Below are 20813 nucleotides of genomic sequence, written 5' to 3' on the forward strand. Positions count from 1 at the left end.
TCTCGCCCTTCCTACACCCGTTGTTGATGCTCGGCCGTAGCGGTGGTCCTCCCGAAGGTGGCCCGCCTGCGACTTGAATCGAGCGTAATGCCGGGCACTGACAATGCGTCCTGGACCGGCGGTCAAGATCAGCCAGCCAACCGCGCGAAGTGCTCGCGGACGAGCGCCTTGTACTCCTCGCTGGGACGCACTGGGCTGCCCTCGGTGTCCGCGCTCTGCCGGAAGTCAGCCAGGATCAGCTCCAGTTGTGCGGCGATGAGTCCGTAGAGATGAGCCACGCGGGCGTCCAACTCGGCACGGAGGCCGTATTCCTCCTCTTTCGTGAGAGGTGCGCAGTCGACACGGAGGACCTCTGCCAGCTCCTGGAACTCAGGACCGCGGCAGGTAAGTCGAGCCGAGAGCCGAACGATCTCTGCGCCAGGCCCATGGTTAAGCGGCACATCAGCGATTGGCAACGTCGACATAACGGACTTGCTGACGGTGCTTGAAACTTTCCGGCGCACAACGAAATCCAACGTAAGACTGTTGAGTAGGCCAACGATATAGACCATGGCTTCCGCGCTCAGCGTCGTGCAATATCCGTTCACCCCGTGATCGAAGGTAGACCGATAGAAGAAGTGAAGCTTGCGGGTCAGTGAGTAACCGGGAGGGATGATTGAAGCAATGAGGGTGCGTTCATCCGTTGGCCTGGCGATCTCGCGGAAACAGGGGCGGTAATAGTCAATGGGCACTTCGAGCACGCCAGTGCGAGGCCCGGACCCCCTGAGGTGATGTTCGCCGGTGGTGCGCTTGAGTCCACTGATACTTTTCTTGCCCGCCCGTTTCCGTGCGCGGTTTACAAGTGCATCGTCTCCTGAAGCCTCGTCGAGTCGATATGTGGGGGCTGCGAAGTTGTGGGTGTATTGGTGAGTGTGCTTACCTTCGAGAAGTGGAGCTCCGGTCGCATTGGTCGAGAAGTATCGACGGTCGTCGTGCAGATCAAACTCTCGGCCCCAGTCGATCTTCCAGCCTCCCTGAGGCATATCGTCGAGCAGGTACGGCCGACCGGCGTAGATGGTTGAAAATACCCCCAACAGTGCCGGATCGCGCGTGTCGGGGATGGCCAGCGTGTCCGGTGCCAGTGCTTCGATGGTGTCGCGCGTAATCGGGAGCGTGCGACTCTCAAGGTCGAGCAGGTGATCGAGTTGATCAACGCTGCTGGTGAAGGGTAGCGGGTCTGTCTTTCCTCCCCTTCCGGCTACAAGTAGAAGGAACTGCTCGCTCTTGTGGATAGGGAAAATCCCCTTGGTGTTGTCACACAGTACGAATTGATCGATGGTGCAGTGATTGAGCAATTCTCGGCGATGTTCGGCGGTGGCGGCGTCGGAGATGACGCCAGAGTCAATTACAACGCCAATGCGCCCTTGTGGGCAAAGCAAGCTTAGCTCGCGTTCCAAGAAGGTGCGGTAAAAATTGAACGTAGTCCCGTGGGAGTACAGCATCCGGTAAAGTCCGGAACCCTTGATGAAGTTTTTGACGCCGGTGAGCATGTCGTCTGCTTCGGCCTTAGAGGCATTCACGTCCGGCCGTTGGTTGAGTTCACGCTGGCGTTGCAGCTTCTCTTCTTTTTTCTTGATCAAGGAATAAGAAGGATCGAATCGCCCGTAAAATTCCGCAGCCTTGAAGGTGATGCCCTCCCAGGGAGGGTTTCCGATCATCGCGTCGAAGCCTGCATCCGGGCGGCGCTCCCCCTTGGCGTCAAAGAACACCTCGGGGAACTCGACTTCCCAATGGAAGGGCTTGATCTGAGATCGGACCTGACTCGGGAGGTCAGCGAGATGCTCTCGGAGCGGTTCTCCTTGCTTGACGGCATCATGAGCTGCAAGCCATTGCCCGCTGTTGCCTCTTAGCTCGTTGGGGAAGAAGAACGGTGCGATCCACCAGTCACCGAGCGCCTGCAGTCTGGTGAAGTCATCACCTTCCAGGAGCCGTTCGAAGCGCTTTTCCTTTGCCCGTACCTGGAGGCGGTCTTCCGAAGGGCCGGACGCCAGGGCCTGGCGCACGCGGACGAGCGAGGAGAGGTCGGGCTCCTCTACTGCGAACAGGGCGTCTTGAAGATCGCTGGCTGCTGCAGAAGCACGCTGGACGCGTCCCCCTTGCGCGGGTGTAGGGACGCCGGACCAACTGCCGAACTCGGCTCCGACTACCGCATTGCCGCAGCGTAGGTGCGCATCGAGGAAGGACAGGGGTTTGCCTGCTGCTGCAGTGGTGAGCCAGAGCGAGACCTTGGCAAGCTCAACGGCCATGGGATTGAGGTCGACGCCGTAGATGCAGCGTTCGACGATCAGGCGGCGATAGGCGGCACGCTCGAAGTCGTCCAGTTTGTGGTCGAGTAGTTCACCTTCCCGTGCCAAGGCTTCGCCATAAGCCTCGGTTAGTTGGTGCACGGTGGGGACGAGGAAGGCACCCGATCCCATGGCGGGGTCGCAGATCCGCAGATTGAGGATGTCTTCGGGAGCGGCGTCCTGGACCAAGGGGCGGAGGGTCTCACCGACGACGAAGTGGGCCAGGGGACGGGCGGTGTAGTAGGAGCCGGAGCCCTTCCGCTGACCGCTGGCTTCGAAGAGGTAAAAGCTGCCGGGATCGTAGGACTCAAGGATTTCGGCACCCCGAGGAAGCTGCTCGGCATCGAGTACCTGCACAATGGCTGATTGGCCTCGGCCGATACGTGCCAAAACCTTGGGCGCGTCGGCGATTTCTGGTTCGAAGGAGAGCAGACCCTCGTAGATGCTGCCAAGCTGCTCGACACCCAGTTCGCGGTAGTTGACTGCCCGTCGGCCCACGGCCATTTTACTGGTTGAGCGTTCAGCCTCGGTCCACGAGAGGGCGTCAATTGCATCTCGAATGAAGGTGTCGCCTAGGGCCAGGGCCGGGTCGTCGAGTAGTGGGCACTTGGCGGGGTCGAAAAGGCCACCGTTGAAGCCGGTGATCTGTAGTTCGCCGGCGTCAATGCCATCACGTAGCAGAGACCACGAGGCTCGGAGAGAGTTCCACAGGAAAGCGCCGTCAGGTGCCCAACCCGCTTCAGTGAGGATCTCCCGTCGGAGGACGCGCAGAGAGTAGCCGCGGTCGTAGGAGGGGGTCCCCACGGGGAGGAGGCCGCGGTCCTCCGCATAGGCGACGAACAGCAGCCGATACGCGATCTTGAGGGCGTCGGCGAAGAGGTCGCGCGGTTTGGGGATGGGCCACTGGTGTTGCCGCCAGTGGTGGAGGGCACCGTTGGCGATGGCACTGATGGCGGTGCGTACGCCGCCAGAGAGGTTTTCACTAACGGCGGTGGCAGCGTCGGAGCTGGCATCCTCGACCCGCTTCCACAGGATTTCGCCAGTGTGGTCGGGGGCGAAGGCTTCGGGCCGCAACAGGGCCCATAGGACGCGCCATTCGTGCTCGTCACCGAGTTCGGCCAGGCCGGCGAGATCCACTGAGAGGTAGCTGGCTTCGCCGCCGAGTCCGGGGTCTCGTCGGATGACTCGCAGTTCGCTGCCGTTGCTCAGCAGGACGGCGGGGAGCCGGTGCTCGCGGGCGCACACTTCGGCCTGACGCTGCGGTCGCAGCTTGCCTGCGCGGCGGCCCGTGGGGGAGGCATCCAGGTGCTGTCCGGGTGGGGTGATGAGTACGGAGACGAGGTCGGCCGTGCCGGGTTGGCCGTCGGGGGCACTGGCGCGGCCGGGGACGGGTTCCTCTATAGCAGGGAGGCTGCCGGTGAAGGTCCAGCCGAAGTACGAGAGCCAGGTGAGCATGCGCTTGCGGGTTTCCCCGGGGGTGCTGGTCTCGTCGATATCGGCGACCAGACGGCGCAGCTCACGCTTGGCGTGGCGGATGCCCTCTGTAGCATCGTCGGCTCCGACCCGGCCGCGTTGTTCGCGCAGGAACAGTGCGGGGTCGGAGAGGTAGTACGTGGACAGGGTGGTGCCGGCGACGGTGATGTTCAGCATGCGGGCACCTCCACGCACACGATGCAGCCGACTGGTTCACCGTCGGTGACATCGGCGACCTGGTAGCCGCGGCTGAGGGCCTTGCGGCGTCGGTTGAACTCGTCATCGACGGCGGCCCGGGCTTCGTCGACGGTGTGGAAGGCGCCGTGTCCAGTGTCGGCGAAGAGGCCGAGCTGGACGGTGTCACCGGCACTTGTGGCGAAGCGCCTTTCGGCCTCGGCCAGTTCTGCGGTGTGCCAGCGGTCGAGGTCGGCGTGTAGGCGTTGGGATTGGGCGGTCAAGTGTTCTCGCAAGGCTTCGGCGCGGACGGCGATGCGGCGGGAGGCTTCTTGCTGGCTGAGCAGGGCGGCGGCGTCGAATCCAGGAGCCAGCTCTCGACGGGCCTTGTCGATGATGTCGAGGCTGCCGGAGGGCGCGGGGCGCTGGCGCAGGCGGCGCAGGTCGGCGCTGGGGTCCTGGCTGGGCGCGGCGGGTGTGCCATCGGCGCTGCGAGGGACGAAGACGGGCACCAGGGGCTCTTCCAGGACACGCCCGTCGTCGGAGGTGATCCGGCCGACGTAAGTGAACAGCCACCCTCCGTGGCCATCAACCACGGGGCGCACGGCGACGCGGTTGGCGGCGTTCTCGTCGTACAAGCGGGTGCGGACGCGCTGGAGGACCGCCCGCACCAGGGGGTGGGCGGGCGTGAGGAAGGCAATTCCGTGGTGCTCGGGCTCGAGTGCGACGGAGCGGTTGAAGGTGGCTTGAAATCCCTCTTGGGGGACGAGCGGGTACTGCTTGAGGAGAGGGCCGGGCTCGATGGTCACGATGTCGCCGTTGCCCGTGACGGAGCCGCCGCACTGCCTCACCATGGAGGCCACCAGCTGCCGGAACTCGTCGAAGTCCGGCAGGAGCCAGCCGGCCTGTTCGCGGGCGGCAGCGGTCTCGCTCTCGATCTGTTTCTCGTTCTTCATGCTTTGCATGAGTACGAGGGCGCCGCTGCGCTCGAGATAGTCACGGACCTGCTGGACTGCCCGTTCCAGGCGTTGCTCCAGTTCCTCAGCGTCGATGTCTTCCAGGAGACCGTCGATCACGTCGCTGCGGCCGGCAACGCCCAGGACGTCGCTGCTGGAGCCGAGCTGCTTGGTGATGGTGAAGAGCTTGTCGCGCAGCCGCTGGAGGATTTCCTCGTCGCGGGTCTCGGCGAGGTACAGGTAGCTGATCTCGACGACGTGCGGCTGGCCGTAGCGGTCGACGCGGCCGTTGCGCTGTTCCAGCCGGTTCGGGTTCCAGGGCAGTTCGTAGTGGACCACTACGTGGCAGGCGTCCTGCAGGTTGAGACCTTCTCCGGCGGCATCGGTGGCCAGCAGGATTGCTCCAGGCGTGGCGGCGAACCGCTCCAGCACCGCGCGTCGCTTCCCCAAGGGGATGGTGCCGTCGATCCGCAGCAGCGGCCCGTGGCCCAGGTTCTTCTCCAGGTAGTCCAGGGTGTCGCGGTACTCGGTGAAGAGGATGACCCTCTCCCCGCGCCGCCCGGCGCGGAAGCCTTCCAGCCAGCCCTGCAGCCGGGTGAGCTTGCTGTCATCGCCGGGGCTGAGGGCCTCGACCATGTCCAGGAGCCGGCGGACCAGGCGCTGCTCCTCGCGCAGATGGTCCTCCGGGAGGTGTGCGGCTACGCCCTCCAACGCCAGTTCCTCGGCGGTCTGCAGGTCTGCTTCCGGCAGTGCGGTGTCCCCGCGGTACTGCTGCAGTACGTCCATGCGCTGCCGACCGGTGTGCTCGACTGGCGGGATGCCGAGGTTCTCCGCTCGGCGGCGCAGGCTCTGCAAGAGCGCATAGGGGCTGGACAGGGCGCGCTTGCGCAGCACCTCCAGGGCGAATGCCTGCACATAGTAGGAGTCGGTGCCGCGCAGCGCGTGCAGCATGCGCTTGCTGTGCCCGCGCAGCCGCTGGTGGATCTCCTTCTCCCGGCTGGTCGGGCGGACCTCGATGGGCTGCGGCGGCAGGCGTCGGCTGATCGGCTGAGGTGGTTCGCCGCGGGTGACGTCGCCCTTGAGCCGGCGCACGATGTACGGCTGGACGAGTTCGGGATCCAGCCGTCCGTCATCGGCGGCCAGGTGCGGCGACAGGAGCTGGAGCAGGCTGGCGAACGACTCCTGGTATCCGTTGTGCGGCGTTGCCGACAGCAGGAGCAGTTCTCGGCTGTGGTCGGCCAGTGCGCGGGCCAGGCGGCTGCGGTCGGTGGCGCTGGAGCGCCCCTCTCCCGCATAGGCGCGGGCGACGTGATGGGCCTCGTCGATGATCACCACATCGAACGGGGGCGCAGCCTGAATGGCCCCGACATTGTTCTTCAGGTAGTCGATCGATGACACCGCGTACGGGATGGCAGTCCACGGACTGACTGTGGTCGGATTGTCCCGGCGGACCTCCAGCCACTTCTTGCTGTCGACCTTGGCGAAGTCGAGGTTGAAGCGGAAACGCATCTCCTCGACCCACTGGTCTTGGAGACCTGCCGGGCAGGCGATCAACACGCGGTCCGCGCGGCCACGGCGGGCCAGTTCCATCAGCACGAGGCCGGCCTCGATGGTCTTGCCCAGACCGACGTCATCCGCGACCAGCAGACGTACGCGCGGCTGGCGCATGCCGACGAGGACGGGAACCAGCTGGTAGGGCTCCACATCGATCCGGCCATGCTCGACCGCCAGAAGATCTCCGCGGCCGTGGGCCATAGTGAGGGCAAGCGCGTCATGAAGTTCATTGAGCAGGACGGCGTTGCCCGGCTCGAAGCGCAGCTCGGTGGCCGCCTCCAGGCTGATCGTCGGCTCCTTGCCGGCAAGCACCGTCAGGTGGCGCGGCCCGGGGCGCTCATCAGCCCGGCGTAGATCGAGGAATGCCTCGCTGCCCGCGCCACGGACAGCCTCGACCTCCCACAAACGATCTCGGAGCCGTACCCGCATCCCGCGCTCGTACATGACTGATGTATCTCCCTACCTGCTGATCAGCAGGTAGCAGGCTACCGGGACACACAACTGAGGGGGACGGATCAGGCAATCAGCCGCTGCGACGCAGACCCCGAGCCGTGATCACTCGAGGTCGTGGGCCGGACCGGTCAGCGTGCGTAAAGCCCCGCATTCAGCGGCGGCGGTAAGGAAGGTGCGGGGCGCGGGCCCCGGCAGCGGCGCGTTCGGTGTCGGTCAGGGGTGCCGGGCCGGGGGCGCATCTCGGCGCCGTGGACCTTCTCGAAGGCGAGCAGGGCCCCAGCGAGTGAGTCGAAGGTGTCGGTGACCTGGCGCAGGTGGTCCTCGCCGTGGAGGTAGACGGACTTGCCGTTGCGGTGGAGGTAGGTGCCGACCGCGACGGTGGTGTGGCCGTCGTGGGCGTGGGCGTGGATGAGGAGCTGGCCGTGGCGGATGTCGTCGTGGATCTTCTGCGCCTGATTGGAGACCTCACGGATTTCGCTGCGGGTGCACCACGGCATCGATTACTTCGCCCAGGTCCATTCCTCGTTCATGGCCGCCTGGAGCCGAGGGGTGGTCTCCACGGTGATTCCGTCGGCGGACAGGTGCTTGGCTGCGTGCTTGGCCCAGTAGGGCTCCTCGTGGTCGGTGCGGACCAGGACCAGGAGGTTGTCGGCGATGACGGCCCAGTCGGCTGCCTCCAGACTCAGGTGGGCAACGTGGGCCTGGGCGCCGGTCAGGACGGCAGTCACGGCGCTTGGATGGGTGGGGTGGGTGTCGAGGCGAACGTGGGCGTCGATGGTGGGAGTCACGTTGGGGTGGCGTCTCTCCTGCCGGTGGCCGGGCCTTCGGGTCCGGCCACCGGCTTGTGCGGGGTGCTATCGGGTTGCTCGCGCGGCGCGGCCGGTGTACGCGGCCGTCGTTGTTGGCGGGCCGGCACGGGTGGTGGGAGCCGGTCGCGGTTGCGGCGTCGGGACCGTTCCGGTGGCGTGCTGCCAGCGGGCGTGGACGGCGCCGATGTCGGCGAGGGAGCGGCGGGCGCCGACGACGAGCTGGAACGGGGTGTTCGCCGTGTCGCCGGCGTACGCCTCGATGCGCCGGCCGGTGCGATCGGCGGTGGCCAGGAGGGAGCGCTGCAGTGCGCGCTCGCTCCAGTGCTCCACGGAACCGGCCGGTTCGGCCAGCAGGTGGAGCACCTCGCCCGGTTCGCTTCCGTCGTCGAGCAGGCCGCGCTGTTGGGCCTCCCACAGGACGGTGACGGGGTCGACGGCCTCGCGGCGGCGTGCCAGGGCGGTCAGGCACTGCCACAGGCCGGCGTGCAAGGGCAGCGTGAGGTCGTTGGGTAGCAGCCACCGGACGGACTCGATGTCGGCGGGGTTGGCGGTGGCGGTCGCGAGCAGCATCTGCTCCTCCTCGACCGCCTCCGTGTAGTCGGGCGCGACGGGAGGTGATGGTGCCGCGGTGCGGGGCAGCACGCCTGCGCGCGGCGGGAAGCGGGCTGCGATGTCGTCCACGACCGCGGCGAGCGCGTCGGCCTCGGCGAGCACCGCCTGGACGGGGTGCGGGAGGGAGACATCGTGGACGGTCTGGACGAGGCGTTCGGCGGCCGTTTGTAGACGGCGACGGGCATGTTCGGCCTCGACCATCCGCGCGTAGGCAGGCGCGTGGCGGGGCCAGGGGCAGACCTGGACGAGGGTGTGCAGGTAGGAGGCGGTGAGTCCGCGTGCCTGCTCCTGGCCTGTGGCGAGCACGCGGTCGAGCCACTTGGTGTTCTTCGCGTGCTCGGCGGGGTCGGGCGGCGGCAGGGTGGTGATCGCGGCGTACAGGGCGACGTGCGCGGCGGTGGAGAACGAGTCGGCGGCGATGCCGGTCACGTCGCTGAGACGGTGCGGGTCGAGGAGGAGGGCCCCGAGGAGGGCTTGCTCGACGTGGAACACCGGCTGGGGCGGTGCGATGGCGTCGAGGCCGCCTTCGTCGGGTTCGGGGGCGTGGGGCATCAGGCGGCGAGGGTGAAGTCGTCGGAGTCGAGGGTGACGCCGAGGTGCGGGGCGAGGAGGTGGCCGGCGAGCAGCGGGGGCACGGCGTTGCCGATCTGGGAAAACTGCTGGCCCTTGTTGCCGGCCCAGGGATAGTCGGCGGGGAAGGTCTGCAGGATGCCCGCCTCGCGGGCGGTGATCCGGATCGGCTCGGGAACCGCTGGCGCGTCGACATCCATGGCCGGCGGCGAGGCGGGCTCGGCGATCCAAGTACACTCGTTCGCGCGGTGCCCGAAGAACAGCGTGCCAGCCGGCTCGGACAGTGGACGGACAGTGGCGTTTGCCTGGTTGTTGCTGCGCAGGGACCAGGACCAGCGGTGCGCCTCGGCGGTGAACGTCGGCGCCGGAGCATCGGCGGCTCGGTTCTCGCGTGTGCCGTGCCGGGCCGCCCAACCGGCGCCTTCGCGGCGGGACTGCAGGCACACTCCGTCCGGCCGTGGCATCCAGGTGCCGCGCTCACGGGCGTCTGACAGCGTCTTGCGGGAGCCCGACGGGAACGGTTCGGGTCCACCGCCGGGTCCACCGCCCGCGCAGACGGTGGGGACGGGCCGGTCTGTCGCGCCCCATCCCAGGGCCTCGGCCATGCTGACCCAGCGGGCGCGGCCTCGACCGAACAGCGAATCCGGTTCGGCGATTTGGGAGTGTGTGGGGGTAGGAGGCTGCGCGGTGCGGACGCGGGAGGCCAGGAGTATCGCCCGCTTCCTGGTCTGCGGGACGCCGAAGTCGGCCGCGTTGAGGATTCCGTACCAGACGGAGAAACCCCACCGGCGCAGGACGGCCGCGTACTGCTTCCACAACGGCAGGACGTGCGGCACTTCCTCCATGGCGACCCAGTCGGGCTCGCCGACCGTGTTCAGGGCGTGCAGATAGCGCATCGGCTCGGCTGCCAGCAGGGAGCGCTCGTCGCGGCATGCGGCGAGGAGGCGTTCGCGGGAGTCGCGTCCGGCGGCCAGGTCCTCGACCGCCGCGTGCACCAGCGGCTGGTCGAGCAGGCCGAGGCGCTTGCCGGCCATGCTCCACGCTTGGCACGGAGGGGAAGCGATCATTCCGCGGGTGCGGCCGATGAAGGGCCAGGTCGGATACATGGCCACGTCGGTGCGGATGGTCAACTGCCCAGCCGCAGCTCGGGTCTTGCACGCCCACTCGTCCCATTCCAGCCCGATGTCGCGCACGCCGAGGACGTGCAGCGCCCTGCTCCAGCCGCCCGGCCCCGCGAAGAGGTCGAGTATCACGTGGCCAGCCCGAAGTCGGACTGTATCGGCGCGTGCTTCGCGATGGCCCGGGCGGTGATCGCCTGCGACGCGCGGTCGGACGCCGCGGACAGTTCTGCCGCGCCGGGCTCTTGGTACCACGGGCGCAGGTCGAGCATGGCGGCGCGCATACCGGTGGCGAAGCAGAGCGCTGTGCCCTTGGGGAGGGCGCGGATCTCGTCGGCGGGCAGGATCCGCTGCTGTCGCATCGACACCGAGGTCGACTTGCCGGACTCCGAGTGCGAGGTCGAGGTGGTCTCGACGTCGTGGTCGCCGATCAGGCGGGACAGCTTGTCCGCGAAGTCGGGATCGTCGATGCCGGAGCCGATGACCTTGACGGTCGAGGCGGACCACATGGCGTCCATGCCGGCGTCCCCCCAGACCTTCTGGCCCTGGCGGTAGGACTGCAGGATCGTGATCGGGATGATCCCGCGCGACCCGAGGTGTGAATACAGATCCGGAAGATCGGAGATCTTGCACACGTTGGCGGCCTCGTCGAGGATCGCGAGCATGGGCGGGTCGAGTCGTCCGCCAGCGTGTTCGGCCTGTGCGGTCGCGGCCCGCATCACCGAATCCGCGCACGCCGCGATCAGCGCCGAGGCTCCGCCTCCGCCGTCCTTGGACAGCAGAAACAGCGTGTCGGTGGAGGTGACGAACTGGGACGGGCGGAACTCGGGGACGTCCTTCTGTGGGGTGACCCAGGCGGCGATCTCGCTGTTGAGGAGGGCGGCGGCGTACTGGCGGGCCGTCTCGTAGATGCCGTCCCGGGTTTCCGGCGGGCCTTCCACGGTGCCCTTGAGCTGGGCGGCGACCGCGGTAAATCCGTGGTCGCGCAGGATGTCGAGCGGGGTGCGGTCGGCGGGGAAGGCCAGCCACTGCATCACGTCAGTGATCGGCCGCTTATCCAGCGCGGCGGCGAGAAAGAGCTGGCTGAGGATGTTGGATCCGGCCTTGGACCAGAAGTCACCCTGCTGGGAGGCATCCACGGAGGCGGCGAGGAAGTGGCCGGCCAGGCGGCCGGCGCCGTCGAGGGTCTTGGCATCCGCCAAGGGGTTCCACCACATCTCGCGTGCGGCGTGCGCGATCTGCTGCGGGTCCATCGACCACACCCGTCCCACCGCGGCGCGGGCGTCGAGGGTGGCGGTGTAGGCGTCGCCGGCGGCCTTGTTCGAGGTCAGCAGGACCGGGCCGGGCGCGGCGAGGATGGAGGGGATCGCCAGCGAGGTGGTCTTGCCCGAGCGGGGCGCCATGATGGCGACGGCCACGTCCTCGTAGCCCATGCGGATCTCGTGCTTGGTGCCCTGCAGGTTGCCGAGGAGGATGCCGGTGTCGCGAGCCTCGATGTGCTTGGCGTCCTTCAGGCTCGGTCGCAGGGAGCGGGCCTTGTCGGTGATCGCCTTGGCCATCAGCGGTTCGATGTCTCGAGCCTTGGCCATACCGGTGATCTTCTTCTTCCGGCCGCCGCTGCGGTTCTTGTGCCGAGCCCACAGCACGCCCGCCACTGTCCCGAGGGCCAGGAGCAGGATGACCGGGACGATGCGGGCACCGATCAGCAGGGACGTTTCTCCCGCGTGGGGCCAGACCTGCTTGGGGTGGAGCAGGGCGTTGGTCGGCTGGTACGGCGCCCAGCCGCCTCCGGTGAGGGAGGCGGTGGTGTTGCCCGACAGCCAGGCGAGGTGGGACAGGGGGACGACGACGGCTGCGACGCCGATCAGGAGGCGCAGGACGATGTCGTACCCGTCGGTGGAACTGTTGGGGGAGGTGGGGGGCAAAGAGTTACGTGCCTTCCGGGCGGGGGCGGGGCATTCAGCGGCTGCGGTTGTTCCTGGCCGGTGGCTGGCGCGGCGGGCCTGGAGTTGCCGGCGGGACGGTGCGGCGCGCCGCGAGGGCGTGGACGCGGTCTTCCAGGGCGGCGGCGACGTGCACGGCGAGGACGTCCGTCGTGCGGCGGGTGACGACGTCCGGGGCGCGGGTCGGAAGAGTGAGCAAGCTGCCGGTACGCGCTGCGGGGTGCGGATCGGTGAGCGGTGGTGAACGCGGCTACCAGTCGTGCAGGGGTGTGTTCGCCGAAGCGGGCCTGCCACACCGGGTTTCGAGCCGGGCCGAGGGAGGCGGTGACGAACCAGGCTCCCGGCTCCTGCGCGGTTCCCAGGCGCTGCACGTGGGCCGTTCCGTCGGGCGACACGAGGCCGTCAGCCCTGATGGCTGGGGGCTGCCACGCGCTCTGCCGGAGCGGTTCGTACGGATCGCAGGGTGCGCTCGCCGCTGGGGCCGGGTCGGTCAGGGCGTCGGTGAAGGCGGCGATGAGTTCCACCGGGGTGCGGGCGCCGAAACTCGCGTACCAGGCGGGCCGGTCCGCCTCCGCCGCATGGTTGAGGGTCCACCACTGTCCGTCGGGGTCGGGTTCCAGGCGCAGGAGGGCCTTCTGGTCCGGGCTGGAGAGCAGGACGCGGGGCATCAGGGGGTCGTTGCCGTGGCTCCAGCCGCAGGCACGGTGCAGGGGGACGGTGATCCAGGCGGGGTCACCGCCGCCGGCCAGGTGGCGCGGCGTGATGAAGTCGACCTCGACGGTTTCGGGGGTCTGGGGCATGCTCACTTCCGTGCCGCAGCTCGCCGGTCGGGCGCGGTGGCCGGGGCAGGTGTGGGAGCCAGGGGTGAAGGGGCTTTGCGGGCGGCCGTGTTGATCTCGCGCAGCGTCTTGCCGTGGGTGGCCCAGTCGTCGAGGTAGCTCCACGATTCGGCGTGATGTTCTGCGAGTACGTCGTCGAAGTCCGGGGTGCCGGGCTTGGCGGTGGCGGGGAGGGCGTCGCGGGTGACCAGCCATTGCTCGTGCAGTTCGTCGAGTCGGTCGAGGGCGTCGCGCAGGACGCCCAGCTGGTAGACCCAGCGGCTCTGCACGTTGGTCTCCGGGAGCTGGGCCAGTTGAGTCTCGGCCGTGGCCAGCAGGTGACGGGCGCCGTAACGGAGCGGCTCGAATGCCTCGGCGGTGTCGGCGTCGCGCTGGCTCGCGCGCCTTCCGTAGGCGTGGTCGTCGTAGGGCCATCCGTCGAGGTCGGTGTGCTCGTCGGAGTAGGCGTCCCAGGCGTCGAGGATCTTCTTGCTGTCGCTTACGTAATGGTCGAGGTGACGGAGGAGGGCGCGGTGGGCGCGGTGATCGGTGGAAATGGGGAGGGGGTCCTGTCGATTTAGCGGCGAGGAGCCGGCTGGGCGGTGTGGGCCTGCGCCGGGGTCGTCGCGGATTTCGTCTGCTGCCTGCGGGCGGAGCCTGCCCGGGCACGGAGCGACTTGATACGGGCGGTGTGGGCGTCGACCACCTGCTGCGGGCGCAGCGGGCTGGGCTCCTGCACGGCGCTGTAGTGGCCGGTGCGGTCGTACATGCCGCGCTGGAGCGGGCTGCGGTCGGCCAGCGTGGTGAGGAACGCTCCGACGAGGTGGGCGGGGACGTCCTCGTCGAAGTAGGCGTGCCAGATGCGCGGGCCGGGGAACTGCCCGTCGCCGGGCTCGCAGGTCTCCACGTGCCAGGACGAGCGGCCACTGAATTCGCTCAGCGGGCGCAGTTCGATGTGGCACATGGCATCCGGCGAGCGCGCCGTACCGTCCGAGTCGCGGTGCCAGCCCGCCGAGGTCACCGGCTGCCACGGGTCTGGCTATTGTGGCGGCGGGGCGATGAGGGGCGTCGGTGAAGCCGGCGAGGACCTCGGCGGGCACGAGTTCACCGAACTCGGCGTACCAGCCGGGCTCGGTGTCGGTGGGCTCGGCCCGCAGCCGCCACCACGCAGAGGGGGCGGACTGCGGGTCGAACTGGAGGCTGTGGCGAAGGTCGGGACTGCGCAGGACGATCTCGGCACTCAAAGGGTCGGAGACGGCACTCCATCCGGCGGCGGCCAAGCCGTGGGTGACGTGGCGGGCATCCCCGGGGCCGGCGAGGTGGCGGGGGCTGGAGTCGAAGGGGATCCGCCAGGCATGCTTGTCGGCGAACCCGGTGAGCTGCCGTTCGCTCAGCGGCACCGACCGCACCCCGGCTCACTCGAGGCGGCGCTGACGATCACCTTGCGCAGCTCGTCCAGGACGTAGTGGAGCATGTACTGGTCGGTCTGCACCCACGCCGCGGCACGCAGCTCGGTGACCAGATCGCTGATCTTCTCGCTGCGCGGTGTGTCCGGGTGGCTCTGTACGGCGCGGGCGAGGGCGCGCAGGGTGTCGCCGAGCTGGATGGGCAGGCCGGTGTATTCGTCGAGGAGGGGCTCGACGAGAGCGAGCGCCTCCTGGGGGTCGGGGCTCTCGCGCAGGTATTCGGTGAGACGGCAAAGGGTGTCGGTCGCGGCGCGGATGGTGTCCGGGGTGAGTGCGGACATCGGGCTCCTCGGGGTGGTGGATGTGGTGGTCAGCGGCGGGTTCGTGCGCCGCCGGCGGAGGCGTAGGGACGGGCGGTGGTGCGCGGCCGGGCGCTTCGGGCGCTATTGCGGGCCCAGGTGGCGGCTCGGGCGGCCGTGATGCGGGCCTGCTGCCAGGCGCTGAGTTGGGAGGGCTTGACGGATACCGACCAGGTGCGGATCTGCGCGCTGTGGGGTGCGCGTCCGCGCGGGCGCATCACGGGGTCGGGGCTGGCGAGTTCGGTGGAGAAGGCTTGCACGAGGTGCGTCGGGGTGTTCGGCGTGAAGTGGGCCGTCCAGCCGTTGCCCTGCTTGTCCTGCGCTCCGCTCCACCACATCGCCGCCCCGTCGGGGTTCTGGCGGTACTGCATCCAGGCGGTGCCATCGGGGCTGGTCGCCACGTAGTTTTCGCCCTCGAAACGCGCGTGCCAGTTCTGCTCCTGCAGCGGAGCCCAGACGTTGGGGGCGTGTGCAGAGCGGGGACGGGCGAGGGCGTCGGTCAGGCCGGCGACGATCTCCACCGGGGCCTGACGGCCCAGGTGCGCCGACCACTCGCCGCTGGCACCGTCTGCCCGGCCGTGGATGGTCCAGCCGCCGGGAAGGACGTAAGGGTCGTAGGCGACGCGGACGGTCCGGTCCGGGCTCTCCATGAACAAGGGGCCACCGGTCTTGGACTTGTCCCGCCAGCCCGAGGCACGCAGGAACTCCGAGACGTGCCGGACGTCGCCGCCGCCGGCCAGGGCACGGGGCTGGACGAGGTAGTGCTGCTCGGCCTGCTCGCCCGGCCCCCATCCTTGCCACTGTTTTTTCTTCACCGGTGCCGCCGGACGACGAGTGGTGCGGGCGCTGGGGGTTTTGCCGCGGTGGTGGCGGGCTGGGTGCCGACGCGCTGGAGGGTGTCCTTGTGTTCGTCCAGGTCGAGGGTGATGTCGTGCAGTTCGTTCGAGGCGCGGCCCAGAGCGAGCCACACCTGTGCGGGGAGCGCGCCGCGCTCTGCCTGGGCCTTGGCGAACACGCTTCCGGTGGCGACGAGGTGGGTGACGCCGCCGAGGACTCCGCTGTCCGGGTCGAGAACGCGGGCGATGACCTGTGCGGCCTGGGGCGGGGGTAGCTGCGAGAGGTGGTCGGTGAGCTGGCCGAGCTGGCGGGTGATCTCGTCGGCCAGTCTCACCGGGTAGGGGGCGGGGTGGGACATGCTCCTCCGGGTGGGGGGACGGTTAGTGGTGGTGGCGCTGCCCGACGCGCTGGGTCTCGGCGAGGACGGCCTCCGGGCGGGCGCCGGTCAGCGGGGAGGCGTGGTCGGGGCCGGTCGGAATGCAGGCGCGCAGATAGCGGCGGAAGAGGGCTGTGGCGAGTCTGGGCTCGAGCCGGTTGCTGATCGGTGGGGGTTTGCGGGGCGCTACGGGTTGCTCCGTGAGTCGGGCTGTGTGCTGGGCGGCCCTGGCGGGGTGCCGGGGCCGCCCGGGCGTCTTGCGGGGGGTGCGGCGGGCCGGTGCGGAGCGCGCCGGTGCCGGTAGGTGGCTTCGTCGACCGGTCAGGAGCAAGGCGGGGAGTCCGAGGTGGCCTCCGCCTGCTTTACCGAGACCTGGTGGCTGGCGTACGGGTGCCGGCCGGTACCGGCGGGGTGGATGCCGGGGCGGAGGTGGGCGCGGTCCGGGCTGCGGGGTGTTGGAGGGCGGTGCCGATGCCGAGTGCGTCGAGCTGCGGGCCGATCTCACGCAGGGCGCGGGCCTGGACCTGGGTGTCGTCACCACTCAGGCGGTAGATGCCGCTGTGCGGGTCCTGGATAAAGCCGTGGGCGACGAGGATCGTGCCGGCCCGGTCGTCGGCGGGGGCGGTGGCGACGCTGCCGTCCGGCTGCCAGGTCAGGACGATCCGGTCCGGCTGGGAGGGCTGGATGCCGCCCAGGGCGTTGTGCCGGACCTGTGCGAGCGCACGGTCGTAGCGGGCGAGCAGGTCGCCGGCGACCTGCTCGGCGCTCAGGAAGGGGTCGTCTGCCAGGGCGATGCCGTTGGGTTCGGGGACAGCCCGGTACGCCTCGTCGGGCAGGGCGCGCGGGGCGACGGCGGCGATGAGGAAGCCGTCGCGTCCGTCGTGCCGGTCCAGGAGGGCGAGCTTGGCGCCGTCGGGGCGGCTGAGGACGGCTGCCTGCGTCAGCGGGTGCTCGGCGAGGGAGGCGGCGACCAGGTCCAGGTCCCAGATCCGGTTGGAGAGTTCGGCGAGGTCGTCTTTGGCATCGGCTGTCAGGTGCGTGCTGGTCCAGGTGTCGGGGAGTTCACCGGCGAGGACGTCGGCGTAGGAGGCGAGGTGCTCGGAGGTGTCGTGGTCGTGCATGGTGTCCTTGGGCAGTTGCAGGGGCTCAGCGGCGCAGGCGGGTGGCACCGACGGGCGGCGGTGCCGGGGCCGGCAGTGCACGCGGCGGGGGTGGGCAGGCGCACACGGCGGAGCGTTCGGGCTCGTGGTCGGGCACCTGCTCGGCGCAGGGGCGGCGGCCGGGGTGGGGGGCGTGCCGGTCGGCCAGCCGTTCGCGGGTGTGCGCGAGGTCGGAGTGGATGACGCGGATGTATTCGTCGGCGAGGTAGCGCAGGCGCCGGGCGGTGTGCGGATCGGTCGCGTTGCCGAGTCCGTCGAAGAACTCCGCCAGGGCGCCGAGGGTTTCCTCGAACCCGGCGAGGATGCCGTCGTGGGGCGCGGTTAGTTCGGTGAGGATGTCGGCTGCCTCGGCGGTGTCGGTGGCCTTGCGGAGGCGTTCGGCGAGGTGGGAGACCGAGGCGCCGAGCGTGGGATAGCGGGCGGGGCGGGCTTCGGTGTCGAAGGGCTCGTCGCAGTCGACGTGGTACCCGAGGGCCCGCAGGCGCCCTACGGCATCGGTGGCCAGACGGGACTCGTCGTCCTCGGTCAGGCCGGCGGGGGCGCGGTGGTAGCTCTCGTGGAGGCGGACGACAGCGACGAATCCCGCGCGCTGGAGAATGCTGTGTGCCTCAGCGTCGCCCCCGCGGGCGAGGAGTTCGCCGGAGTGAGGGTCACGGCGGATGTCCAGGAAGCGGTCGGTGGTGCGGGGCAAGGAGACGTTTCTCCTACAAAGATCGGTGGGCGGTGCGCCGGGTCGCGGCCGGCGCGGCGGCGACCCGGGGCTTGACCAGGCAGGCCGCAGTGGTGTCCAGGTCCTGCTGAATCGCGTGGAGTCGGCGGGCGATCAGCTCCAGACGGTGCGCCGTGTCCGTGCCGGCGGCCCCAGGCTGGCGGGCGATCCGGTACGCGGTGTGCTCGACCAGTCCGCGGACCGTGGCCAGCGGGCCGGCCTGCTCGTCAGCGAGCGCGTGAGGACGCCCGCGCTGCGCGGAAGCAGCGGGGACCGTTCGGGCAGCGGGCCGCTTTGTGGGGCCGGTGCGGGCGGGGATCAGGTTCAGGTCCTGCTCGATGCGGCGCGCTTCACCGGCAAGGCGCTGCAGCATGTCGGTGGGCGGGGTGTGCCAGGTGCCGTCGAGGTGGATCAGGTTGGCGAGCAGATCCAGGCGTCCGGGCTGGGCGTGGACGGCGATCCAACGACAACCGTGCTCCGTGGCACCGGGCACCTCGATACCGGCGGCCCGCGCGAGCCGGTGGGCGGCTTCGGACCACTCGGGGCCGGTCAGCTCCCGGTCGTCTGGGTGGAGCCGGATGTCGAGGTGGAGGATCGCGTGCCGGTCGTCGTCCGTGCTGGCAGCGAACGGATGCTCCAGGTACGGGTCTTCGAGGTGCTCGGCCCACTCAATGGACGTCCAGGTTCTCTACTCGTCGTCCGGGGTGTAGTAGTCCAGGCCCGGCCAGTGGGCGACCACGGTGTACTCCGTCAGGCCCTCGTTCGGGGAAGGGGGCCGCCCGAGCGCCTCGGCGAGCGGTTCGCGCGGCGAGTGGGCCCTTGGGTGCAGGCGGGGGATCATGACGGCACCCCGCTCGACGTGCGGGTGGGTGACCGGTGCTGGTGAAGGTCGCGGGCTGCACAGATCAGGGAGCGCTCGCGGACCAGTCGGCGTGAACCGAGCTGTCTCCCGGCGGCAGACAGTCGATTGCCCTGTCGATGGCGCCCAGCCCTTCGTCGTACTGGCCCAGCCGGCGCAGGGCACCCGCCACGCGGAAGAGGACGATCGGGTCGGAGCCGGTGGCGAGGGCGGGCCGGGAGCTGAGGGCCAGGAGACGCTCCGCGCGCCCTGGTGCAGGTCTTGGCCGAGCCACAGTCCGTGCAGCAGGACGTGCAGGGTTTTGGGGTGTTCCTCGGCCTCGGCGAGGACCTCGTCCATGGCTGTCAGGCCCTCGGGGCGGGACTGGCCCAGCAGCGCGAAGGCGTACAGGGCACGGGTGTAGCAGTCCAGCGGCTGACGCGCGGTCTGCGCGAGCTGTTCGACGAGGCGCTGGAGGGTGGGGCAGCGGAAGTCGAACCGCAGGGCGCTCAGGTACAGATGCGCCAAGGCGCGGGTGATGATCGGATCACGGTCCGCTGCGAGGACATCCTCCGGGGACAGCAGCCCCAGGACGCTGCGACCGGCTGACCGTGCCGCCCAGGCAGTGTCCGCGCACACCTCGGCTGAGGTTTTCCAGTCGGCCCGGATGCCGCGGAGGTCTTCGGCCAGGCGCAGCGGCCAGGAAGGATCGTCCGGAGTTCCGGTGGCTCGGGCCCTGGCCTTGTGGAGCGCAGCGGCACGGTCGGGGCGATTCGAGGAGGGAGTCATCGGCTGCCCCTGGTGTCTGCGGTGTGCACGAGCTGGCCCAGGGCGGTGGTGGTGTACCAGCCGCAGTCGATCAGCTCGTCGCGGTCGGCGAACCGCGCAAGGAGGGCGTCTTCCATGGCCCGCAGGTAGATCAGGCAGTCCGGGCAGCGGCGCGAGAGGTGCACGAGGTAGCGGGGGTGAGCGGTGACGTAGGACTGAGCACCGCCGGTGGGATCACGCAGGCGCCATCCGTCCTCGTCGGTGGGGGTGTGCCAGGAGGGGGCGACGACGCGCATCGAGTCTCCCCACAATTCCCCGGCGACCACCCCCTTGAGGACGACGACGGTGTCCCCGGCCTGGAAGTGGGCGTGGGTGACGTCACGGGTGGGAGTGAGCGGGTCGGGGGTGGGGGCGGTGACGGGGGTGGGTTGATGGTCCCAGGACGGAGGGAGCACGCGGTTCCTTCCACGCGATGGCTGTCGGGGTGGGAGCATCAATAGTCCGGAGGAACGCCGGTTTGGCTAACGGGCGTTTCCCGGCTATGTTGCCCCGCCGTCAGCGGAACGGGTTCTCCGTCCCGCGGTCCGCCTCGGTGGCTGCGTCACGGAGTTTGGGCAGGTCAGGAAGCTGCTCTCGCTGGCTCCTCCAAGCCGATCTCGACCTCCGGTGGCCGGTGCTCGGCTTCTCGGCCTGCTCAGCAGTGGCTTGCTCCCCTTCCGGCCGCCGGACGGCGCGCACTCAGCGGCCCGCAACAGAGCTGACGCGGCGCCAGGGATACCCGCAGAGGCGTGACACAGTCCACTTGCGGGCGTTCGACGGGGCTGCACGGATTTGACGAACAAGGCGACCGGCGCTCTTTCCCGCCCAGTGGAACCGGCCTGACCTGCGAATCCGGTTTAGTGCTGGTATTTATGTGAAGGTTGGCAGCCCAGAGCATCGGTCAGTCGCCCGGCGGTGAACTATAGTTTAGGGCCGCTGTCATTCGATGAACGTGTCGTCGAACTCCCCTTGAGGCTCTCCCGGGATGATAGGTTGAGCCCCGCAGTACACCCTTTTCCCGAACTAGACCGGAAGGGGGTGATGAGACGTGTTAGAACCTGGGCAGGAGCCGACCGGAGGGGCGCGGCGCGCACAGCGCCTACGTCGCCGCAGTGAGGAACGAGCACGGAAGTGGGAGGCCGCGTTCCGCAAGGTTCGGTGGGGCCTGGTCGTTGTGAACATCGTGCACGCGATCAGGTCCTAGTGGTTCTGACCAGGGATTGTGCACAGGAGCCCGCCGTGCATGGCGGACTCCTGCGCGGCATCCACGTCTTACCCCGGCGGAGTCTGCTGATCTTTGCGGAGTGGCAGGCTCCGCCGCCGTTGTGGATGACTTTTAAGACCCTACCACTCAAATGTACTTTTCTTCGGGGGGGGGTGGATCAATCTATTTGCTTCACTTCCGTGCCGCGAATCAGGCGAATCATTCGATGCGTAACTTTGATCGCACGACTTTTTGGAGCTGCTCAATCTTTTGCATCCGCTGGAAGTGGCGCGCGGGGAGATTTTTAGAAGGT

General features: G+C 68.9%; 18 protein-coding genes and 2 pseudogenes. 1 reads left to right on the forward strand and 19 read right to left on the reverse strand.

Going from position 1 to position 20813, the window contains the following annotated elements; all coding sequences use genetic code 11:
* Nucleotides 1-128: 128 nt before the first annotated feature.
* From E4U91_RS28325 to E4U91_RS39810, 18 genes and pseudogenes are all read right to left on the reverse strand, one after another.
* The gene (locus E4U91_RS28325) at nt 129-3974 is read right to left on the reverse strand and encodes an Eco57I restriction-modification methylase domain-containing protein (RefSeq protein WP_137309446.1); all 3846 of its coding nucleotides are present in this window, start codon (nt 3972-3974) and stop codon (nt 129-131) included.
* Nucleotides 3968-6925, reverse strand: a complete 2958-nt coding sequence (locus E4U91_RS28330) for a helicase-related protein (RefSeq protein ID WP_137309447.1) — start codon at nt 6923-6925, stop codon at nt 3968-3970. Before E4U91_RS28330 ends, E4U91_RS28325 begins: the two co-directional genes overlap by 7 nt.
* 137 nt (nt 6926-7062) lie before the next feature.
* Nucleotides 7063-7431 carry a hypothetical protein gene (locus E4U91_RS39130; protein WP_241678710.1) on the reverse strand — a complete coding sequence of 123 codons (369 nt, stop codon included), beginning with the start codon at nt 7429-7431 and terminating at the stop codon, nt 7063-7065.
* A 3-nt stretch (nt 7432-7434) separates the two neighbouring features.
* On the reverse strand, nt 7435-7662 hold the full coding sequence (locus tag E4U91_RS39135) for a hypothetical protein (protein ID WP_241678711.1): 228 nt from the start codon (nt 7660-7662) through the stop codon (nt 7435-7437).
* A 126-nt stretch (nt 7663-7788) separates the two neighbouring features.
* Nucleotides 7789-8907 (reverse strand): DnaB-like helicase N-terminal domain-containing protein, encoded by a 1119-nt coding sequence (locus tag E4U91_RS28340; protein WP_137309448.1) that lies wholly within the window; start codon nt 8905-8907, stop codon nt 7789-7791.
* The gene (locus E4U91_RS28345; RefSeq protein ID WP_137309449.1) at nt 8907-10178 is read right to left on the reverse strand and encodes a DNA cytosine methyltransferase; all 1272 of its coding nucleotides are present in this window, start codon (nt 10176-10178) and stop codon (nt 8907-8909) included. Before E4U91_RS28345 ends, E4U91_RS28340 begins: the two co-directional genes overlap by 1 nt.
* Nucleotides 10175-11968, reverse strand: coding sequence for a type IV secretory system conjugative DNA transfer family protein (locus E4U91_RS28350; RefSeq protein WP_137309450.1), 1794 nt, complete (start codon nt 11966-11968; stop codon nt 10175-10177). The genes E4U91_RS28345 and E4U91_RS28350 overlap by 4 nt, the downstream gene beginning before the upstream one ends.
* Before the next feature lie 34 nt (nt 11969-12002).
* Nucleotides 12003-12786, reverse strand: a pseudogene (locus E4U91_RS28355) (SPDY domain-containing protein).
* 2 nt (nt 12787-12788) lie between these two features.
* Nucleotides 12789-13094, reverse strand: a complete 306-nt coding sequence (locus tag E4U91_RS39140) for a hypothetical protein (RefSeq protein WP_241678712.1) — start codon at nt 13092-13094, stop codon at nt 12789-12791.
* 287 nt (nt 13095-13381) lie between these two features.
* On the reverse strand, nt 13382-13768 hold the full coding sequence (locus E4U91_RS39795; protein ID WP_338326687.1) for an SPDY domain-containing protein: 387 nt from the start codon (nt 13766-13768) through the stop codon (nt 13382-13384).
* A 160-nt stretch (nt 13769-13928) separates the two neighbouring features.
* Nucleotides 13929-14213, reverse strand: a pseudogene (locus E4U91_RS39800) (DUF317 domain-containing protein); the annotation flags it as partial.
* Nucleotides 14195-14551, reverse strand: a complete 357-nt coding sequence (locus E4U91_RS28370; RefSeq protein WP_137309451.1) for a hypothetical protein — start codon at nt 14549-14551, stop codon at nt 14195-14197. The pseudogene E4U91_RS39800 and the gene E4U91_RS28370, both read right to left, overlap by 19 nt.
* A gap of 29 nt (nt 14552-14580) precedes the next feature.
* Entirely contained in the window at nt 14581-15384 is an 804-nt protein-coding gene (locus E4U91_RS28375) for an SPDY domain-containing protein (protein ID WP_137309452.1), read from the reverse strand.
* Nucleotides 15381-15764, reverse strand: coding sequence for a hypothetical protein (locus tag E4U91_RS28380; RefSeq protein ID WP_137309453.1), 384 nt, complete (start codon nt 15762-15764; stop codon nt 15381-15383). Before E4U91_RS28380 ends, E4U91_RS28375 begins: the two co-directional genes overlap by 4 nt.
* A 380-nt stretch (nt 15765-16144) precedes the next feature.
* Nucleotides 16145-16903: a hypothetical protein gene (locus tag E4U91_RS28385; protein ID WP_137309454.1), complete on the reverse strand. Its 759-nt coding sequence runs from the start codon at nt 16901-16903 to the stop codon at nt 16145-16147.
* Nucleotides 16904-16928: 25 nt separating this feature from the next.
* Nucleotides 16929-17633 (reverse strand): hypothetical protein, encoded by a 705-nt coding sequence (locus E4U91_RS28390; protein ID WP_137309455.1) that lies wholly within the window; start codon nt 17631-17633, stop codon nt 16929-16931.
* Nucleotides 17634-17646: 13 nt separating this feature from the next.
* Nucleotides 17647-18144 carry a hypothetical protein gene (locus E4U91_RS39805; protein WP_338326688.1) on the reverse strand — a complete coding sequence of 166 codons (498 nt, stop codon included), beginning with the start codon at nt 18142-18144 and terminating at the stop codon, nt 17647-17649.
* Between the two features lie 195 nt (nt 18145-18339).
* Entirely contained in the window at nt 18340-18492 is a 153-nt protein-coding gene (locus E4U91_RS39810) for a hypothetical protein (protein WP_338326689.1), read from the reverse strand.
* 297 nt (nt 18493-18789) lie between these two features.
* On the opposite strand from E4U91_RS39810, the gene E4U91_RS38190 reads away from it, so the two are divergent.
* Nucleotides 18790-19098 (forward strand): hypothetical protein, encoded by a 309-nt coding sequence (locus E4U91_RS38190; protein ID WP_168218173.1) that lies wholly within the window; start codon nt 18790-18792, stop codon nt 19096-19098.
* A gap of 176 nt (nt 19099-19274) precedes the next feature.
* On the opposite strand, the gene E4U91_RS28405 is transcribed toward E4U91_RS38190, so the two are convergent.
* Entirely contained in the window at nt 19275-19712 is a 438-nt protein-coding gene (locus E4U91_RS28405) for a hypothetical protein (RefSeq protein WP_137309456.1), read from the reverse strand.
* Nucleotides 19713-20813: the final 1101 nt, after the last annotated feature.

Source organism: Streptomyces lasalocidi, from assembly GCF_005280215.1.
Taxonomy (GTDB): domain Bacteria; phylum Actinomycetota; class Actinomycetes; order Streptomycetales; family Streptomycetaceae; genus Streptomyces; species Streptomyces longwoodensis.

What these genes read in the sequence shown, in the direction of transcription:
- E4U91_RS28325 (WP_137309446.1), bottom strand. Translation starts at nt 3,974, where the DNA reads ATGCTGAACATCACCGTCGCCGGCACCACCCTGTCCACGTACTACCTC.
- E4U91_RS28330 (WP_137309447.1), bottom strand. Translation starts at nt 6,925, where the DNA reads ATGTACGAGCGCGGGATGCGGGTACGGCTCCGAGATCGTTTGTGGGAG.
- E4U91_RS39130 (WP_241678710.1), bottom strand. Translation starts at nt 7,431, where the DNA reads ATGCCGTGGTGCACCCGCAGCGAAATCCGTGAGGTCTCCAATCAGGCG.
- E4U91_RS28340 (WP_137309448.1), bottom strand. Translation starts at nt 8,907, where the DNA reads ATGCCCCACGCCCCCGAACCCGACGAAGGCGGCCTCGACGCCATCGCA.
- E4U91_RS39795 (WP_338326687.1), bottom strand. Translation starts at nt 13,768, where the DNA reads ATGTGCCACATCGAACTGCGCCCGCTGAGCGAATTCAGTGGCCGCTCG.
- E4U91_RS28370 (WP_137309451.1), bottom strand. Translation starts at nt 14,551, where the DNA reads ATGTCCGCACTCACCCCGGACACCATCCGCGCCGCGACCGACACCCTT.
- E4U91_RS28380 (WP_137309453.1), bottom strand. Translation starts at nt 15,764, where the DNA reads ATGTCCCACCCCGCCCCCTACCCGGTGAGACTGGCCGACGAGATCACC.
- E4U91_RS28385 (WP_137309454.1), bottom strand. Translation starts at nt 16,903, where the DNA reads ATGCACGACCACGACACCTCCGAGCACCTCGCCTCCTACGCCGACGTC.
- E4U91_RS39810 (WP_338326689.1), bottom strand. Translation starts at nt 18,492, where the DNA reads ATGATCCCCCGCCTGCACCCAAGGGCCCACTCGCCGCGCGAACCGCTC.